Origin of the sequence: Campylobacter sp. CFSAN093227 (assembly GCF_012897855.1) — a bacterium.
In the GTDB taxonomy this organism is placed as follows: Bacteria; Campylobacterota; Campylobacteria; order Campylobacterales; family Campylobacteraceae; genus Campylobacter_D; species Campylobacter_D jejuni.
Map to the genome: position 1 here is coordinate 713,117 of NZ_CP040610.1, position 15,581 is coordinate 728,697.

Sequence of the window (15,581 nt, forward strand, 5' to 3'; positions counted from 1 at the left end):
CCATTTAAGAAAAAATTTTGTATAATGCAAGGTTTAATTTAAAAATTTTATAGAAAGGTGATAAAGTGTTTGAGTTAGTCAGCGAATCTTTTAAATCAGCGATTAATAAATTACGTTTTGTTGATGATGAAAAAGCACTTAAGAACGCTTTAGAAACCTTAAAAAAAGCTCTTTTAAAAGCAGATGTTCACCATAAGGTAACTAAAGAGCTTTTGACTTTGATAGAAGAAGATGCAAAGCAAAACGGAATAGGTCAAAAACAATTTTTAAATGCCATTAAAATAAATTTAGAAAATATTTTAAGTGTCAATGGCAAAAATCAAGGTTTTGTTTTTGCTTCTAAACCCCCAACAGTAGTTCTAATGGCAGGTTTGCAAGGGGGCGGTAAGACTACAAGCACTATCAAACTTGCAAATTATTTAAAATTACGCAATAAAAAAGTTTTAGTTGCAGCTTGTGATTTACAGCGTTTAGCGGCAGTGGAGCAGCTAAGACAACTTTGTGAAGCTAATGAAATTGAACTTTTCTTCATAGAAAATGAAAAAGATCCTATTAGGGTTGCTAAAGAGGCTTTAAAAAAGGCTGAAAGTTCTATGGTGGATGTTTTGCTTGTGGATACTGCTGGACGTTTGGCTATAGATGAAGCTTTGATGGATGAGTTAAGAGCAGTTAAGGATGTCTTAAATCCTGATGAGATTTTTTATGTTGCTGATGCAATGAGTGGTCAAGATGGGGTTAAGACTGCTGCTAGTTTTAATGAAGTTTTAGGTATCAGTGGGGTAATTTTATCAAAATTTGATGCAGATACTAAAGGTGGAGTAGCCTTAGGTATAGCAAAACAAATCGGTATTCCTTTAAGATTTATTGGTGTGGGTGAAAAAGTAGCAGATTTAGAAGTTTTTATACCAGATCGTATAGTAAGTCGTATTATGGGTGAGGGTGATTTGGCAACTTTAGCTGAAAAAACTGCTGCGATTATTGATGAAAAAGAGGCTAAAAAACTCAATCAAAAAATTAAAAAAGGTGAATTTAATTTTAATGATTTTCTTAACCAAATGGAAAGTATTAAAAAATTAGGAAGTATGAAGTCTTTAATCGGTATGATACCAGGACTTGGTGGAATGGCAAATGCGGTAAAAGATATAGATTTGGATAATTCTAAAGAAATCATACGCATTAAAGCAATGATTTCTTCAATGACTCCAAAAGAAAGAGAAAATCCTGATTTATTAAATAATGCTAGAAAGCGTCGTATAGCAGAGGGAGCAGGTCTTTCTCAGGTAGAAGTCAATCGTTTTTTAAAACAATTTAGCAATGCAGCAAAACTTGCAAAAAGATTTTCAGGTAAAAAAGGAATGGAGAGTTTGACACAAATGATGAGTCAAGCTAGAAGACAGTTTTAAATTTTATTTATAAATACTTTTTATAGTATCTATAAATAAAATTTTTAATTTTTAAGGAGTGTAAATGACAGTTATTAGACTTACAAGAATGGGTAGAACCAAAAGACCATTTTATCGTATTGTAGTTACGGACAGTAGAAAACGTCGTGATGGTGGTTGGATAGAAAGTATTGGGTATTATAATCCTATGGTAGAACCTGAAGTAATTAAAGTTGATGCAGAGCGTTTAGCTTATTGGAAAAGCGTTGGTGCAAAACTTAGCGATAAAGTTGCTTCTATCACTAGCAAATAATCATGGTAGAGAATTTTCTTAGAGAATACGCAAAATTAATTGCAGATTATCCTGAACAGATTGATACTCAAAAAATTGAATTAAGTGAAAATTTTTTTGAGATTGTTCTTTTTGCACATAAGGTTGATACAGGTAAGCTTATAGGTAAAAATGGAAAAATGATCAATGCTATAAAAACCGTAATCTCTGCTTATAAGAGCAAGGATGCAAGTTCTTATAGAGTAACGGTAAAAGCACTTGAGTGAAAAAGATTTTGTTCAAGTTGCAAAACTTGGTAAAACTGTGGGTCTTAAGGGTTATGTAAAATTGCATAACCTGAGCGACTTTTCTTCTCAATTTAAAAAAGATGCTACTTTTTTTATAAAAAACACCAAAGAAATGTTAAAGATTAAGCATTATAATGCAAACAATTCTACTGTTTTATTTGAAAATTATGAAGATATAGAAAAGGCCAAAGAATTAACTAATCTTATTCTTTTTCAGAGTATCGAGAAAAGCAGACAAACTTGTAAATTAAAAAAAGATGAGTTTTTTTATTTTGATATTTTAGAGTGTGAAGTTTTTGAAGAAGATAAAAGATTAGGTAAAGTGGTTGATATCTTGGAAACTGGAGCTTCTTACTTATTTGAAATTCAAAGTGATGAAAAATGGGTTGAAAAAAAATATCCTAAAATATTTTTTATTCCATATTTAGATAAATTTGTTAAAAATATAGATATAGAAAAACGACAGATTTTTTGCACGCAAGATGCTTTTTTAATTTTAGAAAATTCATGAAATTTAGCTTCGTTTCTTTGTTCCCTAATCTTATGGAATTTTACTTTCAAGATTCTATACTTGCAAGAGCAAAAGAAAAAAAACTTTTCAAACTTAATTTTTATAATCCAAGAGATTTTTCTAAAAATTCCTATCATAAAGTCGATGATTATAAAATAGGTGGTGGAGCTGGACTTTTGATGCAAGCTGAACCTATGTATGAGGTGCTAAGAAGTATTCAAGAAAAAAAAGAAAATCCCTATTTTATTTTTTTAAATCCAAGTGGTAAAACCTTTAATCAAAAAGACGCCAAACGCTTAAGTAAAAAAGAACATATAGTTTTTGTATGTGGGCGCTATGAAGGTATAGATGAAAGAGTGCTTGAAATTTTTGCGAATGAAATTTTTAGTATAGGGGATTTTATTTTAACAGGAGGAGAATTACCTGCGCTTGTAATGTGTGATGCGATTTTAAGAAATGTTAACGGGGTTTTAGGAAATATGGAAAGTTTGAAAGAAGAAAGCTTTGAAAATAATTTACTCGAAGCGCCTGCTTTTTCAAAACCTTTTATTTTTGAGAAAAAAAATAAAAAATTTTATACTCCTTCAGAGTTTTTAAAGGGTAATCACGCTAGAATTGCAAGTTTAAAAACTACTTTGGCGTCTTGCAAAACGAAATTTTTTCGTCCAGATTTATTTTTAGAGCATGAACGCAAAAAATAAGGGATTTTTTATGAAAAATAAATATATAGAACAATTTGAAGCAAAACAAATTGAAGGTAAAAATGTTCCAGATTTTCGTGCTGGTGATACTTTAAAGCTTGCAATTCGCATTAAAGAAGGGGATAAAACAAGAATCCAAAATTTTGAGGGTATTTGTATTGCTAGAAGAGGTAATGGCGTAAGTGAAACTTTTATCGTGCGTAAAATTGGCGCTAATAATGTTGGCGTTGAGAGAATTTTCCCTATTTATAGTGAAAGTTTAGAAAGTATTACTGTTTTGCGTCGTGGTCGTGTACGCCGTGCAAGATTATTCTACTTAAGAGATAGACGTGGTAAAGCAGCGCGTATTAAAGAGCTTAAAAAATAATTTATAATTATTTTCTATTATAAGTCTAACAATTAAATAATTATAATTAATTTATAATTATTATTTATTTGATTTTAATTATTAATAATACTCTTGTATAATATTTCTTGTAAATATTATACAAGGAGAGAAAATGTTTTCTATTAAAAAAACTTTATTAATACTAGCAAGCGTGCCAATGTTTTTGAGTGCTACTGAATATCAATTAAGTACTCATGTCTTGGATATTACTTCTGGACAACCTGCTCCTAAAGTAAAAGTTGAGCTTTATAAGTTGGAAGCAAATCAACAGTGGAAAAAAGTAAGTGAAGAATTTACGGAAGAAAATGGTAGAATAGGAGATTTATTACCATATGAAAAAGCTGAAAATAGGGCTTTTGGAATTTATAAGCTTAAATTTTTTACAAAAGACTATTACACATCACACAAAATAAATACTTTTTATCCTTTTGTAGAGGTAAGTTTTGAGCTTTCTAAAGATCAGAAACATTATCATGTTCCAATAACCCTTTCTCCTTTTGGTTATTCAACTTATAGAGGAAGCTGATAAATAAAACGAAAGAAAAAACCATGTGGGCTAAGAATTCTTGGAAAAACTATCCTATAAAACAGCAACCTATCTATCCAGATCAAGAGGAAATGAATAGAGTTTTAGCAAGACTTGAGAAGCTTCCTCCTTTGGTTTTTGCTGGAGAAGTGAGAAATCTTCAAAAGTCTTTAGCAAGAGTTTGTAAAAAAGAAGCTTTTTTACTTCAAGGTGGAGATTGTGCTGAAAGTTTTGAAAATTTTGGCGCTGTAAATATCCGTGATATGTTTAAAATTTTACTTCAAATGGCTATAGTACTTACATTTGCTGGTGGATGTCCTGTTATAAAAATTGGTCGTATTGCAGGGCAGTTTGCCAAGCCAAGAAGTAGTGATTTTGAAGAGTTAGATGGTATAAGTCTTCCTAGTTATCGTGGTGATATTATTAATGGTTTTGAATTTAGTGAACAAGCACGCATTCCTGATCCACATAGAATGCTTGAAGCTTATTATCAAAGCGCAACAACGCTAAATTTGTTGCGTGGATTTGCTAAGGGTGGTTTAGCAGATTTACATGAAGTACATCGTTGGAATTTGGGCTTTTTAAAAAAGAGTGAACTCCATAAGCAATATACTGATATCAGTGAAAAAATTTCACAAGCTTTAGCTTTTATGGAAGCTTGTGGAATTAATACAAGTAATACTCCAAGTCTAAGAGAAGTTAGTGTTTATACTTCACATGAAGCTTTACTTTTGCCTTATGAAGAAGCTTTAACTAGAGTGGATAGTTTAAGTGGAGAAATTTACGATTGTTCAGCTCACATGCTTTGGATAGGTGAAAGAACAAGGGCGCTTGATGAAGCTCATGTGCATTTTTTAAGTGGAGTAAAAAATCCTTTAGGGGTTAAAATAGGACCTAGTGCAAGTGCTGATGATATCATAGCTTTAGCAAATGTTTTAAATCCAAATAATGAAGAAGGAAGATTAAATATTATTATCCGCATGGGTGCAGATAAAATTATCAATAATTTGCCAAAAATTTTCTCTAAACTTAAAAGTGAAGGTTTAAATTTAGTATATAGCATAGATCCTATGCATGGAAATACGGTAAAAGCAGGCAATTTTAAAACACGTGAGTTTGATAAAATTATGCAAGAAGTGAGATCTTTTTTTGAGATTGCAATAAGCGAAGGGGTTTATCCAGGTGGAGTGCATCTTGAAATGACTGGGAAAGATGTAACAGAATGCACAGGTGGTGCAAGCAATGTTACTGCTCAAAGCTTGGAAGATCGTTATGAGACTCAATGCGATCCAAGACTTAATGCGGATCAAGCATTAGAACTTGCTTTTTTAATCGCAGATTTGGTAAAAAAGGCTAGAAAATGAAACTTTATGGTATTAAAAATTGCAATTCTGTAAAGAAAGCTATGGATGCTTTAACACAAAAAGGTATTGTGTTTGATTTTATGGATATTAAAAAGATTAATCAAGATATTTTATACACATGGTTAAAACAAAAATCTTTTGAAGAACTTATCAATACTGCTGGATTAACTTCTAAAAAACTTGGCTTAAACAAAGAAAAAGTTAAAAATTTAAATGAAAAAGAACTTGAAAAAATTGTATTGGAAAATCCAAGTTGTATTAAGCGTCCTATTATCGAGTATGAGCAAAACATATATATTGGTAAGGAATATGAGAAAATGTTATGATAGAGTGTTTGATTACACTCTATTTTTTATTAATTGATTAATTTCATTTTGATATGGAAATCTTTCACTTTCGCAATTAATAAGTTGTGTTTTAGAGAAGATAACTTTTCCGTCTACTTCAACGATAAAATCACCTCTGCCGCCAATTTCAAATTCTACTTCAACATCTGTAAGGGGTATTTTAAAAAGAACATGTAACTATCCCTAAATAATTTTAGCAAAAATCCCAAATAATAGGATTTTAAAGCTTACAAAAATAACTTTTTATCTTTCCTAATCTAAAGCGTAAAATATCCCAAATATCCCAAAATGTCCGCTTTGTCCCAAAAAAGTGATTAAATGCTGTTTAAAAGATGGATAAACACGAGCTTTGATTTTAAATTTTATATCCCAAAAGTGTTTTTTACCCTCTAGGATAGTTACATTTTTACTTAAAGTATTTTTATATTTTCTTATTGATGTAACTATCCCCATAAAACACTATATAATCATAGTTTAACCACTTTTTATATAAAAATAGCATGTAACTATCTATGGCATTAAGCTTTGGAAGATAGTTACATAGAAAACTTAAAAAGTAATGAAGCAATTTTTTATGAAATCTTGTTAAAAAAATAGCTTAGTAAGATGTTTTTAAATATCAATTTAGAGAGCTTGAAGTTAGATTTTTCAAGCTCTTATATTAAAAATCTTTCAAATCAAAAGTTTTTAATTGCTTTTTGAAATTTTATGTTTAAATTCTTTGAAGTTAAAATCAAAGGATTTAAAATGCAAATGCAAGAAGTGATTGAAAAGTTAAAGGATATACTTGCGAGTGAAGGCAAAAGAGATTTAAAAACAAAAGATATAGCTAAAGAATTAGGTATCCACCCAGATACTTTTAATTCTATGAAATTTAGAAACTCCATTCCATATCCACAAATCCTAAACTTTTTAAATGAGAGGAATATAAGCATTAATTATTTCTTCTATGGAAGTTCCCCAAAAGATCAATTAGAATGTGAGAATAAATATAAAATTTTAAAGCTTTATAAAACAAATGCGAGTTTGGGTGGTGGCGGAATAAATGATTTAATAGATTGCTCTGAGCTTATTATGGATGAAAAACTATTAAACTTTTTTGGTAGTAAAGAATGTGAGTTTATCACTTGCTATGGAGAAAGCATGGAGCCACTTATAAAAGATGGAAGTATTTGTGTAATAGATAGAAATAAAACTTTTAAGAATAAAAGCATTTGTGTGATTAATACTAGAGATGGACTTTTTATAAAACAAGTTTTAAAACAAGATGATGGAGTGATTTTACACTCTTTAAATCCTTTATATGAAGATATATTTTATAAAAATGGAGATTTTTTGCTAATTGGTGTGGTAATTGGAGAACTTTCAAGACTATGACAGCACACAATAAGCTAAGCCAAGCTAATCTCACAGAGAGTGTAAAACACAAGGTTGTTCTATCAAAAAAGGAGATAAACATGAAAGATATCAAAAATTACACCGATAAAGAATTAAAAGAAAAAATCATACAAGATTTAGAGAGTGAATTTAGGATTTTGTACAAAAAGCTTTTAAAAGAAAAAGATTATCTTGCTAGAGATAATATATTAGAGCTTATGACTATTTATAATATGGGCATAAACTCTTATTCAATCGCTAAAAGATTTGAGATGAATGAAGATAAAAGTCTTATACAAGTTCCTTTGTTTGAAAGATATATTATAGGTAGAAAATTTGTAGTTAAATATAATGATGAAAAACAAAGATACGAATTAAAAAGTACCTTTTGTGAATTTTAAGGAGAAAAGATGAAATATCCTAATGTTTATGTGAAATTAGTTGGCGAAGATGGCAATGCTTTTAGTATTCTAGCAAGAGTAAGCAAGGCTTTAAAAAAAGCAGGTGTAAGCAAAGAAGAAATAAGTAAATTTCAAAAAGAAGCCATGAGTAGTGATTATAATCATTTATTAAATGTGGTGCAAGATTGGGTTAATACAAATTGATTTCAAAAAGATGTCAAACAACAGCACACATTCAGCCAAGCGAAGCTAATCTTGTCTTATCAAAACAAAAGGAGATAAGATGAGTAAAGTAATAGTAGATATCAAAAAAGGTTTTAGCAAGACTTTTATAAACGCAATTTGCAACCATAACAATGAACTTGTTTTAGAATATCTTAAAAATGGTATGAGTGCAACTAAAGAATGCATGGGCGAAGAACCTATGTTTTATGCAATAACTCATAATAATTTTGGAGCGATTTTACTTTTATTAAAATACGGTGCTATTTTAGATAAAGAGTATCTAGAAGAAAGCAATAAAGATTTTAGCAAAGAAGCTCTAAAGTTTTTAAGCTCTTTACTAAAATAAAAGAGAGTATTTTTACTCTCTTAGCTTTTAAAAATTCATAATCAAAAGCTCTTTACTTTCTTTTCTTTTTAAAACATTATTATTTAAAGAATACCTTACTTTTAATTCCTTAATATTAAAATCTTTATAAAGCTCTCTTATAAGCTCACAATCATTATAAGAAAGCATAAATTTACCCTTGATATTTTTAAGCAAATTACATAAAAGTTCATGTTCTTTTAGCCCAAAACCTCCTGTGTTTTTATAATAATTCTCAGTCCCTACATAAGGTGGATCTAAATAAAATAAAGCTTCATTGTAATCATATTCTTTTAAAATATATTCAAAGCTTTTATTTTCAATACTGGCATTTTTAAGTCTTTTTGTATGTAAGCTAAAATCCCTACATAATCTCTTTGGTGCTCTTTGTTTACTCATAGCAAATTGTCCCATACTTGATCCAAAAGAAGTACTGATAAGATAAAAATAAAAAGCAGCCCTTTCTAAGTCATTTCTTGGCTTAATTTCTTTATTTTTAAGCATATGAAAGATTTTTCTACTTATTATCATAGAATTAAGCACATTTGCTAGGCTTTGGGGTTTGTTTCTTATACAAAGATGTAAATTAATAAGCTCGTCGTTAATGTCGTTAATGACTTCTATTTTTGAAGCGCTTTTTTGATAAAAAACACTTAAAGCTCCTCCAAAAACTTCAATATAGCTTTTATGCTCAGGCATTAAAGCGATGATTTCTTTAGCTAAATAGTTTTTACCACCCACCCAAGCAAACGGAGCTTTTAGTGTAGTTCTTGTAGGTTTAGTAAGTGCACTAGTTTTTAGAAATTTGTCTGTATTATTTTTCATACAAACTCCTTTCAAAATAAAATTTAAAAAGCTAGTCTTTAAAAATAAAGCTATAATGCTTTTGCTAGTTTTTAGAAAAAGGAAGGCTTTAGTCTTCCTTGCCATTCTTGCTAACACTTTTTGAAAAATTGCGATTTTCCAAAAAGTCGCATCACTAAAGGCCACGCCCGACCATTCCTTGCTATGCAATGCCCCATATTGTCACTTCTTAACAATTTTTTCAATAAAATCCTTAGTATCTTTATAAATCACACTTCTTATACTTGGGTGCAAGACTTTGTTATTATCTATGGGTAAAAAAGCTCTTTGAGGAATTTTTCTTTTTCTGTTTCCCCATTGATGAACATAACCATATTTAAAGCCATTTTCAGTCTGTATATTATTAAAGACTTTTACGCCACTTTTAGTAGGTTCGCTTTGCCAATTTAAAGCATTGCTTAATTCTCCATCTCTTTTTAAAATTCCTTTATTCTTACCATCTTTTATCTTTTGTTTTATGGTAGCTGGTTTTAAGCTTTTCCATTTTCCATTAAAAATACTGCGTTCGTTTTTAAAAGAGTCTATAATGCTATTTCTTATACTCTCTCCAGCACCCGCCATAATGCTTTGCCCGTGTTTATCCATATCTATTAATTTATCACAAGCTTTAAAAAAGTTTTCAAGCCCTTTTATTTCTATATATTCACTCATATTTTATCCATAAATTGTAGTGTTAATTTTGTTTTGTTCTTGCTTTCTTAAAGCGTCGAATACACTTTTTTGTATAGCATTTGCAAATTCTTGCATATTAAAATTGCCATCTTTAGTCGCTATGTTAAAAGTGCCATTAACACTTATATTGATATTGCCATTATTAAAGCTTGGAGTATGATTTATACTTTTTGTCTTAGCTAATTCATCTTTATAAGTGTTTGTAGTAAAGACTTTTTCTTTGTTTTGTTCACTTTGGCTTATCTTAACTTCTTCATCATCTCCAAGCCCTACAAAATCAAGAGCATCTTTTATAAAGCCACTTATAGATGAGATCATATCTCCTACCCAAGAAAGCTTAGAAGCAAACCAATCAAATAAAGAACCAAAAATACTATAAAAGAAATCGCCAACATCTTGCCAAATAGAATTTAAAAACTCAGCTAATGGAGAAGCAACACTCATAATAATATCTTTAAAACTTGTAAATACAAGGGCACATTTATCAAATACTGCTTTAATGACATTGTATATAGGCTCCCAAACAGGTTTAAGCCATTCTATAAAAGATTTAAACCAAGACTTAACCTTATCCCAATTTGCAATAATAAGCCCAGCCACTATTGCAATGCCCCCTAAAATAAGACCAATGGGATTACTCATCATAGCCATGCTTAACACTCTAATACCAATAGCTACGGCTTTAAAAACTTTATTAAGCCCACCTAAAACAAAAGATAAGGCTTTAAGGGAGGTTGTGTAAATAGTAGTTGTGACGGTTTTTGCTTTTAAAGTAATATTAGATAATATACAAGAATTACGAAAAGCTAAAAGATGTATTCTTGTTTTAATCAAAGCACTTTTAAGTAAAATGGTGCAATCTTTAAGATAGTTTTTAGCAATAGCATAAGCCAAGACTGCAGGTTTGGCGAGCAAAAAAGTGGCTATAAGTCCTCCTAAAACCCCATTAAGACCAGGGACAAGTCCTGTAATATAAGTGATACTATTAACAAGATAAGAAATTCCAGCACTCACCCATGATATTGCAGGTAAAAAAACCGAACCTAAATTAACAGCTAAGGAATTAAAAGCATTTTTCATTAATATAATAGAATTTTCAGTGGTAGCAGCCCTTGTATCAAATTCCCTTTGTAAAGAGCCTTTTTTTGCTTCATCACCAGCATTTTTTAAAGCTTCTTTATAAGTGTCAAGCCCTCCAACAAGAGTTGCCATATCATCTGCAAATTCACGACCAAAAATATCAACTAAAACGCCCATTTGTTCTTTTTGGTCTAGTTTTGAAATTCTTTGTAAAAACATATCTAAAGCTTTTTGAGGATCATCAAAACTGGCTTGTTTTAAAAATGCTCCACTTATACCAAGCTTTGCAAAAGCAGATTCAGTTTTAGTTCCCATATTATCAGCTGTGGCTAAAACGCGGTAAAGACTATTAATAGCTGTTCCTGCTACTTCAGGTCCCTTACCTAAAGATATAAAAGAAGAGCTTAAAGCCGCAATTTGTTCTTTAGTAAATCCTATTTGCTTTCCAGCAGCTGCAGTTCTTTTCATAACATCAATAATCTCTCTAGCCTTAGATGCACTATTATCTGAAAGATTATTAATACTATCGCCTAAATCCTCCATGTCTTTTAAAGAAATGCCTAAAATATTTTTAATTTTCGCAACACTATCTCCCACATCTTCAGCGCTCATATCAAATGCCACTTTCATTTTAGTTACAAGATTTGTAAATTCTCTTACATCTTTTGAACCAAGTCCAATCTGTCCTCCAGCAGCAGCTATAGCTGCTAACTCATTGGCAGTAACAGGTAAAGTTTGAGACATCTTAAGGATATCAGCACTCATTTTTTTAATATCATCGCCTTCATCAAAATTCACAACCTTTCTCACATCAGCCATAGCAGATTCAAAGCTGATAGCTTCTCCTAAACCCTTACCAATAATTCCACCTCGAATAACATTACCTAAACTTAAAAACTCATCTTGCAAACCTTTTCTTTGAGCTTTTAATTCCGCTCTTAAATTGGCATTGAGTTTAAGAGTGTTTAATTCTTTTTGCAATCCACTAATGCCGAGTTTAGTTTTTGCTGCTATTTTTTCTAAATTGCTAAAATCTTTAACTACCTTGCCAACCGCACTTGCGTTTTTAATCGCTAGTCCTAAAATAACACCAATTCCAATACTTCCAGCATTTTCCATATTCAACCCTTTTTAAGCGATTGTATTTTAAAATCTTTACTATGAAAGTTTTAAAATTTATTAACGATGATATAATTTCACATATTGCCTTATTATTAACAACGCTCATACCTGCTTTTTACATAAGCTATCAAAGTGCAAGTGATGGTTTTTTTAATACAATGGCTATTTTTATTTTTTCTTATTTTGCAAGCATTATCATAACTGCTATTTTAGTGATGATTATGCCACCCATTGCTTTATTGCTTATTTTACCCACTTGGCTAATTGTAATAAGTTTAGATTTTATTCTTTTTGCTATTTTAAAAATTTATTTTTTGAAAAATAAAACAATCAAAAACTCTTAGCCTTTAAAAATTCTTTTGAAATTTCCAAAGCTTCTTCAAACTCATCTAAGCTTAAATCTAAAACTTCATTTAATCCCCAATGCAAAGTATGACTTATAAGAGCTATAGCCTCTAAGCTATAACTCCTGCTTCTACCAAAAAATCTTTAAGAGCGTCCTGTAAAGCTTTAAAATCTTTAAGATTCAAATCTTCAATTTCACTTTCTTGCTTATTGGTAAGTGCAGCTATCATACAAATAGTTTGCTCCATTTCTTTTTCACCTTTATTAGTGGCGTTTTTTAGCACACGCACATTTGGCTCTCTCATTTTTAATTCTTCGCCATTTTCAAGTTTGATTATTTTTTCTTTCATTTTTCTTTCCTTTTTATCCTTCTTTATGGCGGAAGTAATTCCGCCTAAGAAGCAACTAAAGGCTTCCCCACCCATTGCTACGCAATGCCCAAGAAGCCAAACTTTAATCCTAAAATCCCAGTATTGTTAATTAAACTCCGATTAATCAGTGTTTAAAGGGTTAAATTGCTTCTTACATCACTCATCATATCCACCCCATTTATCATTAAAATAGTGTTTTTATGATCGTAGGTAATGATTGGAATGTTATTGCGGCGTTGCATGTAAAAATGAACTGCCATTTTAATTTCAGCTTCCACCTCTTTTCCACTTTCATGATCACTTTCACTTATGCTTATAAACTCTCCTAAAAACTCAGCACTAATACCATAGTTTTTTCCACCTTTGTGAACACTTTCTCTAAAAAGCAAAGGAGCTTTAATCTCGCTAAAAGTAGTATGAAAGAAAGCCGCATAAAGCACTGGATCAACAACGGCTAATTTAAAGCTAATTTCTAAAGGCTTTAAAACCCCGCTACTATAATTTGCTCCTAAAACTCCTTTGGTTTCAATCATCTCTTGTTCTATATCAGGCAATTTTAAATTTCTAACCACTCCAAGATAACCTTGACCATCTATATAAATATTACCTTCCTGTATAACTTCGCCAATTATTCTTTTCATTTTTATTTTCTCCTTGTAAAAATTTATTAACTATCCGCACTAATAGTTTTAATCAAATCACTCGCCCATTTATCAGAGTAGATGAACTCTAAAGTGATTTGTTTAACGATTGGATTATTCATCATTTTTATATTTAGATAAAACTTACCAGCACTCACATTGGCATCTGTGTTTCTTTCTTCATCCCAGCTTACCTCATAGCCAATTAAAACCTTAGCTCCTTTTAAATCTCTTAGCAATTCTTCAATGCTGATTTTTATAAAATATAATTCACTTGCTTTTTTATCAATAGCCTTAAAAGCTGCTTTTTGTCCTGCTAGGGCTATACGATCAAAAGTTCTTACACGAGCTAAATCTTGCCAAATCGTATCTTCATGGCTAGTTTCCCCACCCCAAGAGCGATAACCTTCACCTAAAATACAAGTTGAAATATGAGCATTTCTTAATCTTTCTGCATCACAATCAAAGCCATTGATAAACTCTATAAAATGCTCTGTGCCAGTAACCCCATTCATCACTCTATTTGAGTAAGAATCACTGAAACCATATTCTTTATCCCCATCTGTATGGGCTATTAAACCTGCGATGATAGGAGATTGTGGAACATAAGCGTATTTTCCTTGTGTGTTTAAGATTTGAACCTGTGGCCAAGTGGCAATTAATCTTTTAGAGCTAAAAGCCTCCATTGTATTAATAGCTTCGCCAACATTTGTAGCGTAAAGATCCACAATAGCTGTGATATTCATAGAACTTGCCACACTTTCAAGCTTAGCCTTTACTCCTGCTTCATGTGAGTAATAAGGAGTAATGATTAAATCAGGACTAAAGCCTGTTTTATGTTTGGCTTTTTTAAAGGCTTCTATGGCATTAACAATATTGGTTAAAGTGTTTTCACTTTCCTCGCTTTCTTCAAAAAAGCTGACGATTATAACATTGCTTACATTTTGTAAGTTGATACATTCTAAAGTATCTAAAAGTCTAAAATCTTGTAAGTTATTTTCTTTGATTAAATCGTTTACAAATTCTTTTGCTTTATTTACATTTGAAAAGGCAAAGATTGGCATAGCTTCCACGCTTTCATAACCAGCCTTTGTGTAAATCATTTCTTTACTTGCACCTTTTAAGCTAGCCGCAATACCAATAGGCGTATCACTTTGCACTTTAATAGGACTTGCCGCACCATTGCTAATATTAAAATTAACTCCATAATTTGCTGCCATTATTCACTCCTTATTTCTTTACATTTTTTTGTATTTTTTGTTTTTTTTAGGATTTAAATTAAGCTCTTTTTTCATAACAATTTGATCTTGTTTAGAAATTTCAAATAAAAAGGCATAATCTCCATAAGTATCAGAACTAGCTTCTAACTTTTCAACATTAAAATCTTCACTTTGAATTTCTTGCTCACCTATAAAAATGGATTTTTTTACTCTTACATTGGTAATTTCTGTTTGACCATAATATCCATTACCTCTAGCAAAAAGCTTATTAGGCATTGGTGTATTTTCAAGTTCTATGCTTACCTCTCTCGTTCCTGAACTAGACCATAAGCAACACTCATCAGCGCCACCATTATATTTTTTAAACACATGGGCGATTTTGTGATAGGTTTCTTGATAAATACCACTTGTCTTAATCGTTCCTAAAATTTGGTTTTCTCCTGCAATAGGATTAGAATCTATAGTAAAATCGCTTCTATTAAGCCCATTGCCATCTTTAGTCATAGTGAATTTTGCGTTTTCATATTCATCTTGAACTTTATTTGGAGTAGCAAAACCATTTTCAAAACCAAGTCTTAAATCACTCATACAACCCCCATATTGTCCACCTGTGGTAGTGTTATCAAATGTGATAATGATTTTTTCTTTAGGGATAATATCATTGCTACCATCTCCTAGTAAATCAACCCAGCTTGTAAAATCATTATCATTAGCAGTGCAAATAAATAATTGCTTTTTACTTTCTACAACCGCCCAAATTTCTCCCACTTTAGCTTGTGTATTGTAGTTAGGTGGAGTTTTTGATATTTTTATGTTTGTATTTTGGAAATTTTGATCTTGTAAAATTTCCTCAATGAGACTTTTAAGCTCCTCTTTATTAACAAGCTCTTCTTTAAAAAGCTTTAGTTTTTTATCTATAAGCTCATTAACTTTTTGAGCATTAAGCTTATCACTAACTATAGGTTCACTTGGCTCTTTTGAGCCTTGATTAATATCTGGAATAAAAGAAATTCCATAATCTTTCATTTTAACTCCTTTTTATGCTTTCACTTTGTGCGAATAAAATCCGCCCAAAGTCGCTTTTACTAAAGCCCCCGTCCC

The 15,581-nt window shown here is 30.8% G+C and carries 22 protein-coding genes and 1 pseudogene; 14 read left to right on the top strand and 9 right to left on the bottom strand.

Annotated elements, in window-relative coordinates:
- Nucleotides 1-65: 65 nt before the first annotated feature.
- The 9 genes from ffh (at nt 66) to FBF06_RS03850 (ending at nt 5,777) form a co-directional block, all read left to right on the top strand.
- Nucleotides 66-1,403 (top strand): signal recognition particle protein, encoded by a 1,338-nt coding sequence (gene ffh / locus FBF06_RS03810; RefSeq protein ID WP_002852163.1) that lies wholly within the window; start codon nt 66-68, stop codon nt 1,401-1,403.
- 64 nt (nt 1,404-1,467) lie between these two features.
- Nucleotides 1,468-1,695 (top strand): 30S ribosomal protein S16, encoded by a 228-nt coding sequence (rpsP, locus tag FBF06_RS03815; RefSeq protein WP_002852274.1) that lies wholly within the window; start codon nt 1,468-1,470, stop codon nt 1,693-1,695.
- A 2-nt stretch (nt 1,696-1,697) separates the two neighbouring features.
- On the top strand, nt 1,698-1,940 hold the full coding sequence (locus FBF06_RS03820) for a KH domain-containing protein (protein WP_002852144.1): 243 nt from the start codon (nt 1,698-1,700) through the stop codon (nt 1,938-1,940).
- The gene (rimM, locus tag FBF06_RS03825; RefSeq protein WP_002852323.1) at nt 1,933-2,472 is read left to right on the top strand and encodes a ribosome maturation factor RimM; all 540 of its coding nucleotides are present in this window, start codon (nt 1,933-1,935) and stop codon (nt 2,470-2,472) included. The genes FBF06_RS03820 and rimM overlap by 8 nt, the downstream gene beginning before the upstream one ends.
- The gene (gene trmD, locus FBF06_RS03830; protein WP_002885710.1) at nt 2,469-3,173 is read left to right on the top strand and encodes a tRNA (guanosine(37)-N1)-methyltransferase TrmD; all 705 of its coding nucleotides are present in this window, start codon (nt 2,469-2,471) and stop codon (nt 3,171-3,173) included. Before rimM ends, trmD begins: the two co-directional genes overlap by 4 nt.
- A gap of 10 nt (nt 3,174-3,183) precedes the next feature.
- Nucleotides 3,184-3,540, top strand: coding sequence for a 50S ribosomal protein L19 (rplS, locus tag FBF06_RS03835; protein WP_002852307.1), 357 nt, complete (start codon nt 3,184-3,186; stop codon nt 3,538-3,540).
- Nucleotides 3,541-3,673: 133 nt separating this feature from the next.
- Nucleotides 3,674-4,087, top strand: coding sequence for a hydroxyisourate hydrolase (uraH, locus tag FBF06_RS03840; protein ID WP_002852246.1), 414 nt, complete (start codon nt 3,674-3,676; stop codon nt 4,085-4,087).
- A gap of 23 nt (nt 4,088-4,110) precedes the next feature.
- On the top strand, nt 4,111-5,451 hold the full coding sequence (locus tag FBF06_RS03845; protein ID WP_002867848.1) for a 3-deoxy-7-phosphoheptulonate synthase class II: 1,341 nt from the start codon (nt 4,111-4,113) through the stop codon (nt 5,449-5,451).
- The gene (locus FBF06_RS03850; protein WP_002854966.1) at nt 5,448-5,777 is read left to right on the top strand and encodes an ArsC/Spx/MgsR family protein; all 330 of its coding nucleotides are present in this window, start codon (nt 5,448-5,450) and stop codon (nt 5,775-5,777) included. The genes FBF06_RS03845 and FBF06_RS03850 overlap by 4 nt, the downstream gene beginning before the upstream one ends.
- 12 nt (nt 5,778-5,789) lie before the next feature.
- On the opposite strand, the pseudogene FBF06_RS10000 reads toward FBF06_RS03850, so the two are convergent.
- Nucleotides 5,790-5,936, bottom strand: a pseudogene (locus tag FBF06_RS10000) (Rdx family protein); the annotation flags it as partial.
- A gap of 114 nt (nt 5,937-6,050) precedes the next feature.
- Complete coding sequence (locus FBF06_RS03855) at nt 6,051-6,251, bottom strand: hypothetical protein (protein WP_002873747.1); 201 nt, start codon at nt 6,249-6,251, stop codon at nt 6,051-6,053.
- Nucleotides 6,252-6,545: 294 nt separating this feature from the next.
- Here FBF06_RS03855 and FBF06_RS03860 point away from each other — a divergent pair, with 294 nt between their 5' ends.
- The 4 genes from FBF06_RS03860 (at nt 6,546) to FBF06_RS03875 (ending at nt 8,147) form a co-directional block, all read left to right on the top strand.
- The gene (locus FBF06_RS03860; protein WP_052791646.1) at nt 6,546-7,175 is read left to right on the top strand and encodes a LexA family transcriptional regulator; all 630 of its coding nucleotides are present in this window, start codon (nt 6,546-6,548) and stop codon (nt 7,173-7,175) included.
- An 80-nt stretch (nt 7,176-7,255) separates the two neighbouring features.
- The gene (locus tag FBF06_RS03865) at nt 7,256-7,576 is read left to right on the top strand and encodes a hypothetical protein (RefSeq protein WP_002865000.1); all 321 of its coding nucleotides are present in this window, start codon (nt 7,256-7,258) and stop codon (nt 7,574-7,576) included.
- Nucleotides 7,577-7,585: 9 nt separating this feature from the next.
- Nucleotides 7,586-7,780 (top strand): hypothetical protein, encoded by a 195-nt coding sequence (locus tag FBF06_RS03870; RefSeq protein ID WP_002843339.1) that lies wholly within the window; start codon nt 7,586-7,588, stop codon nt 7,778-7,780.
- 79 nt (nt 7,781-7,859) lie between these two features.
- On the top strand, nt 7,860-8,147 hold the full coding sequence (locus tag FBF06_RS03875) for a hypothetical protein (protein WP_002865289.1): 288 nt from the start codon (nt 7,860-7,862) through the stop codon (nt 8,145-8,147).
- 27 nt (nt 8,148-8,174) lie between these two features.
- On the opposite strand, the gene FBF06_RS03880 is transcribed toward FBF06_RS03875, so the two are convergent.
- The 3 genes from FBF06_RS03880 to FBF06_RS03890 form a co-directional block, all read right to left on the bottom strand.
- On the bottom strand, nt 8,175-8,990 hold the full coding sequence (locus FBF06_RS03880; RefSeq protein ID WP_052777351.1) for a DNA adenine methylase: 816 nt from the start codon (nt 8,988-8,990) through the stop codon (nt 8,175-8,177).
- Between the two features lie 201 nt (nt 8,991-9,191).
- Entirely contained in the window at nt 9,192-9,680 is a 489-nt protein-coding gene (locus FBF06_RS03885; protein ID WP_002865380.1) for a phage virion morphogenesis protein, read from the bottom strand.
- A 3-nt stretch (nt 9,681-9,683) separates the two neighbouring features.
- Nucleotides 9,684-11,900, bottom strand: coding sequence for a phage tail tape measure protein (locus FBF06_RS03890; protein WP_043012784.1), 2,217 nt, complete (start codon nt 11,898-11,900; stop codon nt 9,684-9,686).
- Between the two features lie 41 nt (nt 11,901-11,941).
- Here FBF06_RS03890 and FBF06_RS03895 point away from each other — a divergent pair, with 41 nt between their 5' ends.
- Nucleotides 11,942-12,247: a hypothetical protein gene (locus FBF06_RS03895; RefSeq protein WP_002865378.1), complete on the top strand. Its 306-nt coding sequence runs from the start codon at nt 11,942-11,944 to the stop codon at nt 12,245-12,247.
- Between the two features lie 111 nt (nt 12,248-12,358).
- Here FBF06_RS03895 and FBF06_RS03900 read toward each other — a convergent pair whose 3' ends face one another.
- The 4 genes from FBF06_RS03900 to FBF06_RS03915 form a co-directional block, all read right to left on the bottom strand.
- Complete coding sequence (locus tag FBF06_RS03900) at nt 12,359-12,598, bottom strand: phage tail assembly protein (RefSeq protein WP_002873740.1); 240 nt, start codon at nt 12,596-12,598, stop codon at nt 12,359-12,361.
- Nucleotides 12,599-12,750: 152 nt separating this feature from the next.
- Nucleotides 12,751-13,260, bottom strand: a complete 510-nt coding sequence (locus FBF06_RS03905) for a phage major tail tube protein (protein ID WP_002865376.1) — start codon at nt 13,258-13,260, stop codon at nt 12,751-12,753.
- Nucleotides 13,261-13,286: 26 nt separating this feature from the next.
- Nucleotides 13,287-14,480 (bottom strand): phage tail sheath family protein, encoded by a 1,194-nt coding sequence (locus FBF06_RS03910; RefSeq protein ID WP_039332501.1) that lies wholly within the window; start codon nt 14,478-14,480, stop codon nt 13,287-13,289.
- Between the two features lie 18 nt (nt 14,481-14,498).
- Entirely contained in the window at nt 14,499-15,506 is a 1,008-nt protein-coding gene (locus FBF06_RS03915) for a hypothetical protein (RefSeq protein ID WP_165433153.1), read from the bottom strand.
- Nucleotides 15,507-15,581: the final 75 nt, after the last annotated feature.

What these genes read in the sequence shown, in the direction of transcription:
- rpsP (WP_002852274.1), top strand. Translation starts at nt 1,468, where the DNA reads ATGACAGTTATTAGACTTACAAGAATGGGTAGAACCAAAAGACCATTT.
- FBF06_RS03820 (WP_002852144.1), top strand. Translation starts at nt 1,698, where the DNA reads ATGGTAGAGAATTTTCTTAGAGAATACGCAAAATTAATTGCAGATTAT.
- trmD (WP_002885710.1), top strand. Translation starts at nt 2,469, where the DNA reads ATGAAATTTAGCTTCGTTTCTTTGTTCCCTAATCTTATGGAATTTTAC.
- rplS (WP_002852307.1), top strand. Translation starts at nt 3,184, where the DNA reads ATGAAAAATAAATATATAGAACAATTTGAAGCAAAACAAATTGAAGGT.
- uraH (WP_002852246.1), top strand. Translation starts at nt 3,674, where the DNA reads ATGTTTTCTATTAAAAAAACTTTATTAATACTAGCAAGCGTGCCAATG.
- FBF06_RS03845 (WP_002867848.1), top strand. Translation starts at nt 4,111, where the DNA reads ATGTGGGCTAAGAATTCTTGGAAAAACTATCCTATAAAACAGCAACCT.
- FBF06_RS03850 (WP_002854966.1), top strand. Translation starts at nt 5,448, where the DNA reads ATGAAACTTTATGGTATTAAAAATTGCAATTCTGTAAAGAAAGCTATG.
- FBF06_RS03855 (WP_002873747.1), bottom strand. Translation starts at nt 6,251, where the DNA reads ATGGGGATAGTTACATCAATAAGAAAATATAAAAATACTTTAAGTAAA.
- FBF06_RS03860 (WP_052791646.1), top strand. Translation starts at nt 6,546, where the DNA reads ATGCAAATGCAAGAAGTGATTGAAAAGTTAAAGGATATACTTGCGAGT.
- FBF06_RS03865 (WP_002865000.1), top strand. Translation starts at nt 7,256, where the DNA reads ATGAAAGATATCAAAAATTACACCGATAAAGAATTAAAAGAAAAAATC.
- FBF06_RS03870 (WP_002843339.1), top strand. Translation starts at nt 7,586, where the DNA reads ATGAAATATCCTAATGTTTATGTGAAATTAGTTGGCGAAGATGGCAAT.
- FBF06_RS03875 (WP_002865289.1), top strand. Translation starts at nt 7,860, where the DNA reads ATGAGTAAAGTAATAGTAGATATCAAAAAAGGTTTTAGCAAGACTTTT.
- FBF06_RS03880 (WP_052777351.1), bottom strand. Translation starts at nt 8,990, where the DNA reads ATGAAAAATAATACAGACAAATTTCTAAAAACTAGTGCACTTACTAAA.
- FBF06_RS03885 (WP_002865380.1), bottom strand. Translation starts at nt 9,680, where the DNA reads ATGAGTGAATATATAGAAATAAAAGGGCTTGAAAACTTTTTTAAAGCT.
- FBF06_RS03890 (WP_043012784.1), bottom strand. Translation starts at nt 11,900, where the DNA reads ATGGAAAATGCTGGAAGTATTGGAATTGGTGTTATTTTAGGACTAGCG.
- FBF06_RS03895 (WP_002865378.1), top strand. Translation starts at nt 11,942, where the DNA reads ATGAAAGTTTTAAAATTTATTAACGATGATATAATTTCACATATTGCC.
- FBF06_RS03900 (WP_002873740.1), bottom strand. Translation starts at nt 12,598, where the DNA reads ATGAAAGAAAAAATAATCAAACTTGAAAATGGCGAAGAATTAAAAATG.
- FBF06_RS03905 (WP_002865376.1), bottom strand. Translation starts at nt 13,260, where the DNA reads ATGAAAAGAATAATTGGCGAAGTTATACAGGAAGGTAATATTTATATA.
- FBF06_RS03910 (WP_039332501.1), bottom strand. Translation starts at nt 14,480, where the DNA reads ATGGCAGCAAATTATGGAGTTAATTTTAATATTAGCAATGGTGCGGCA.
- FBF06_RS03915 (WP_165433153.1), bottom strand. Translation starts at nt 15,506, where the DNA reads ATGAAAGATTATGGAATTTCTTTTATTCCAGATATTAATCAAGGCTCA.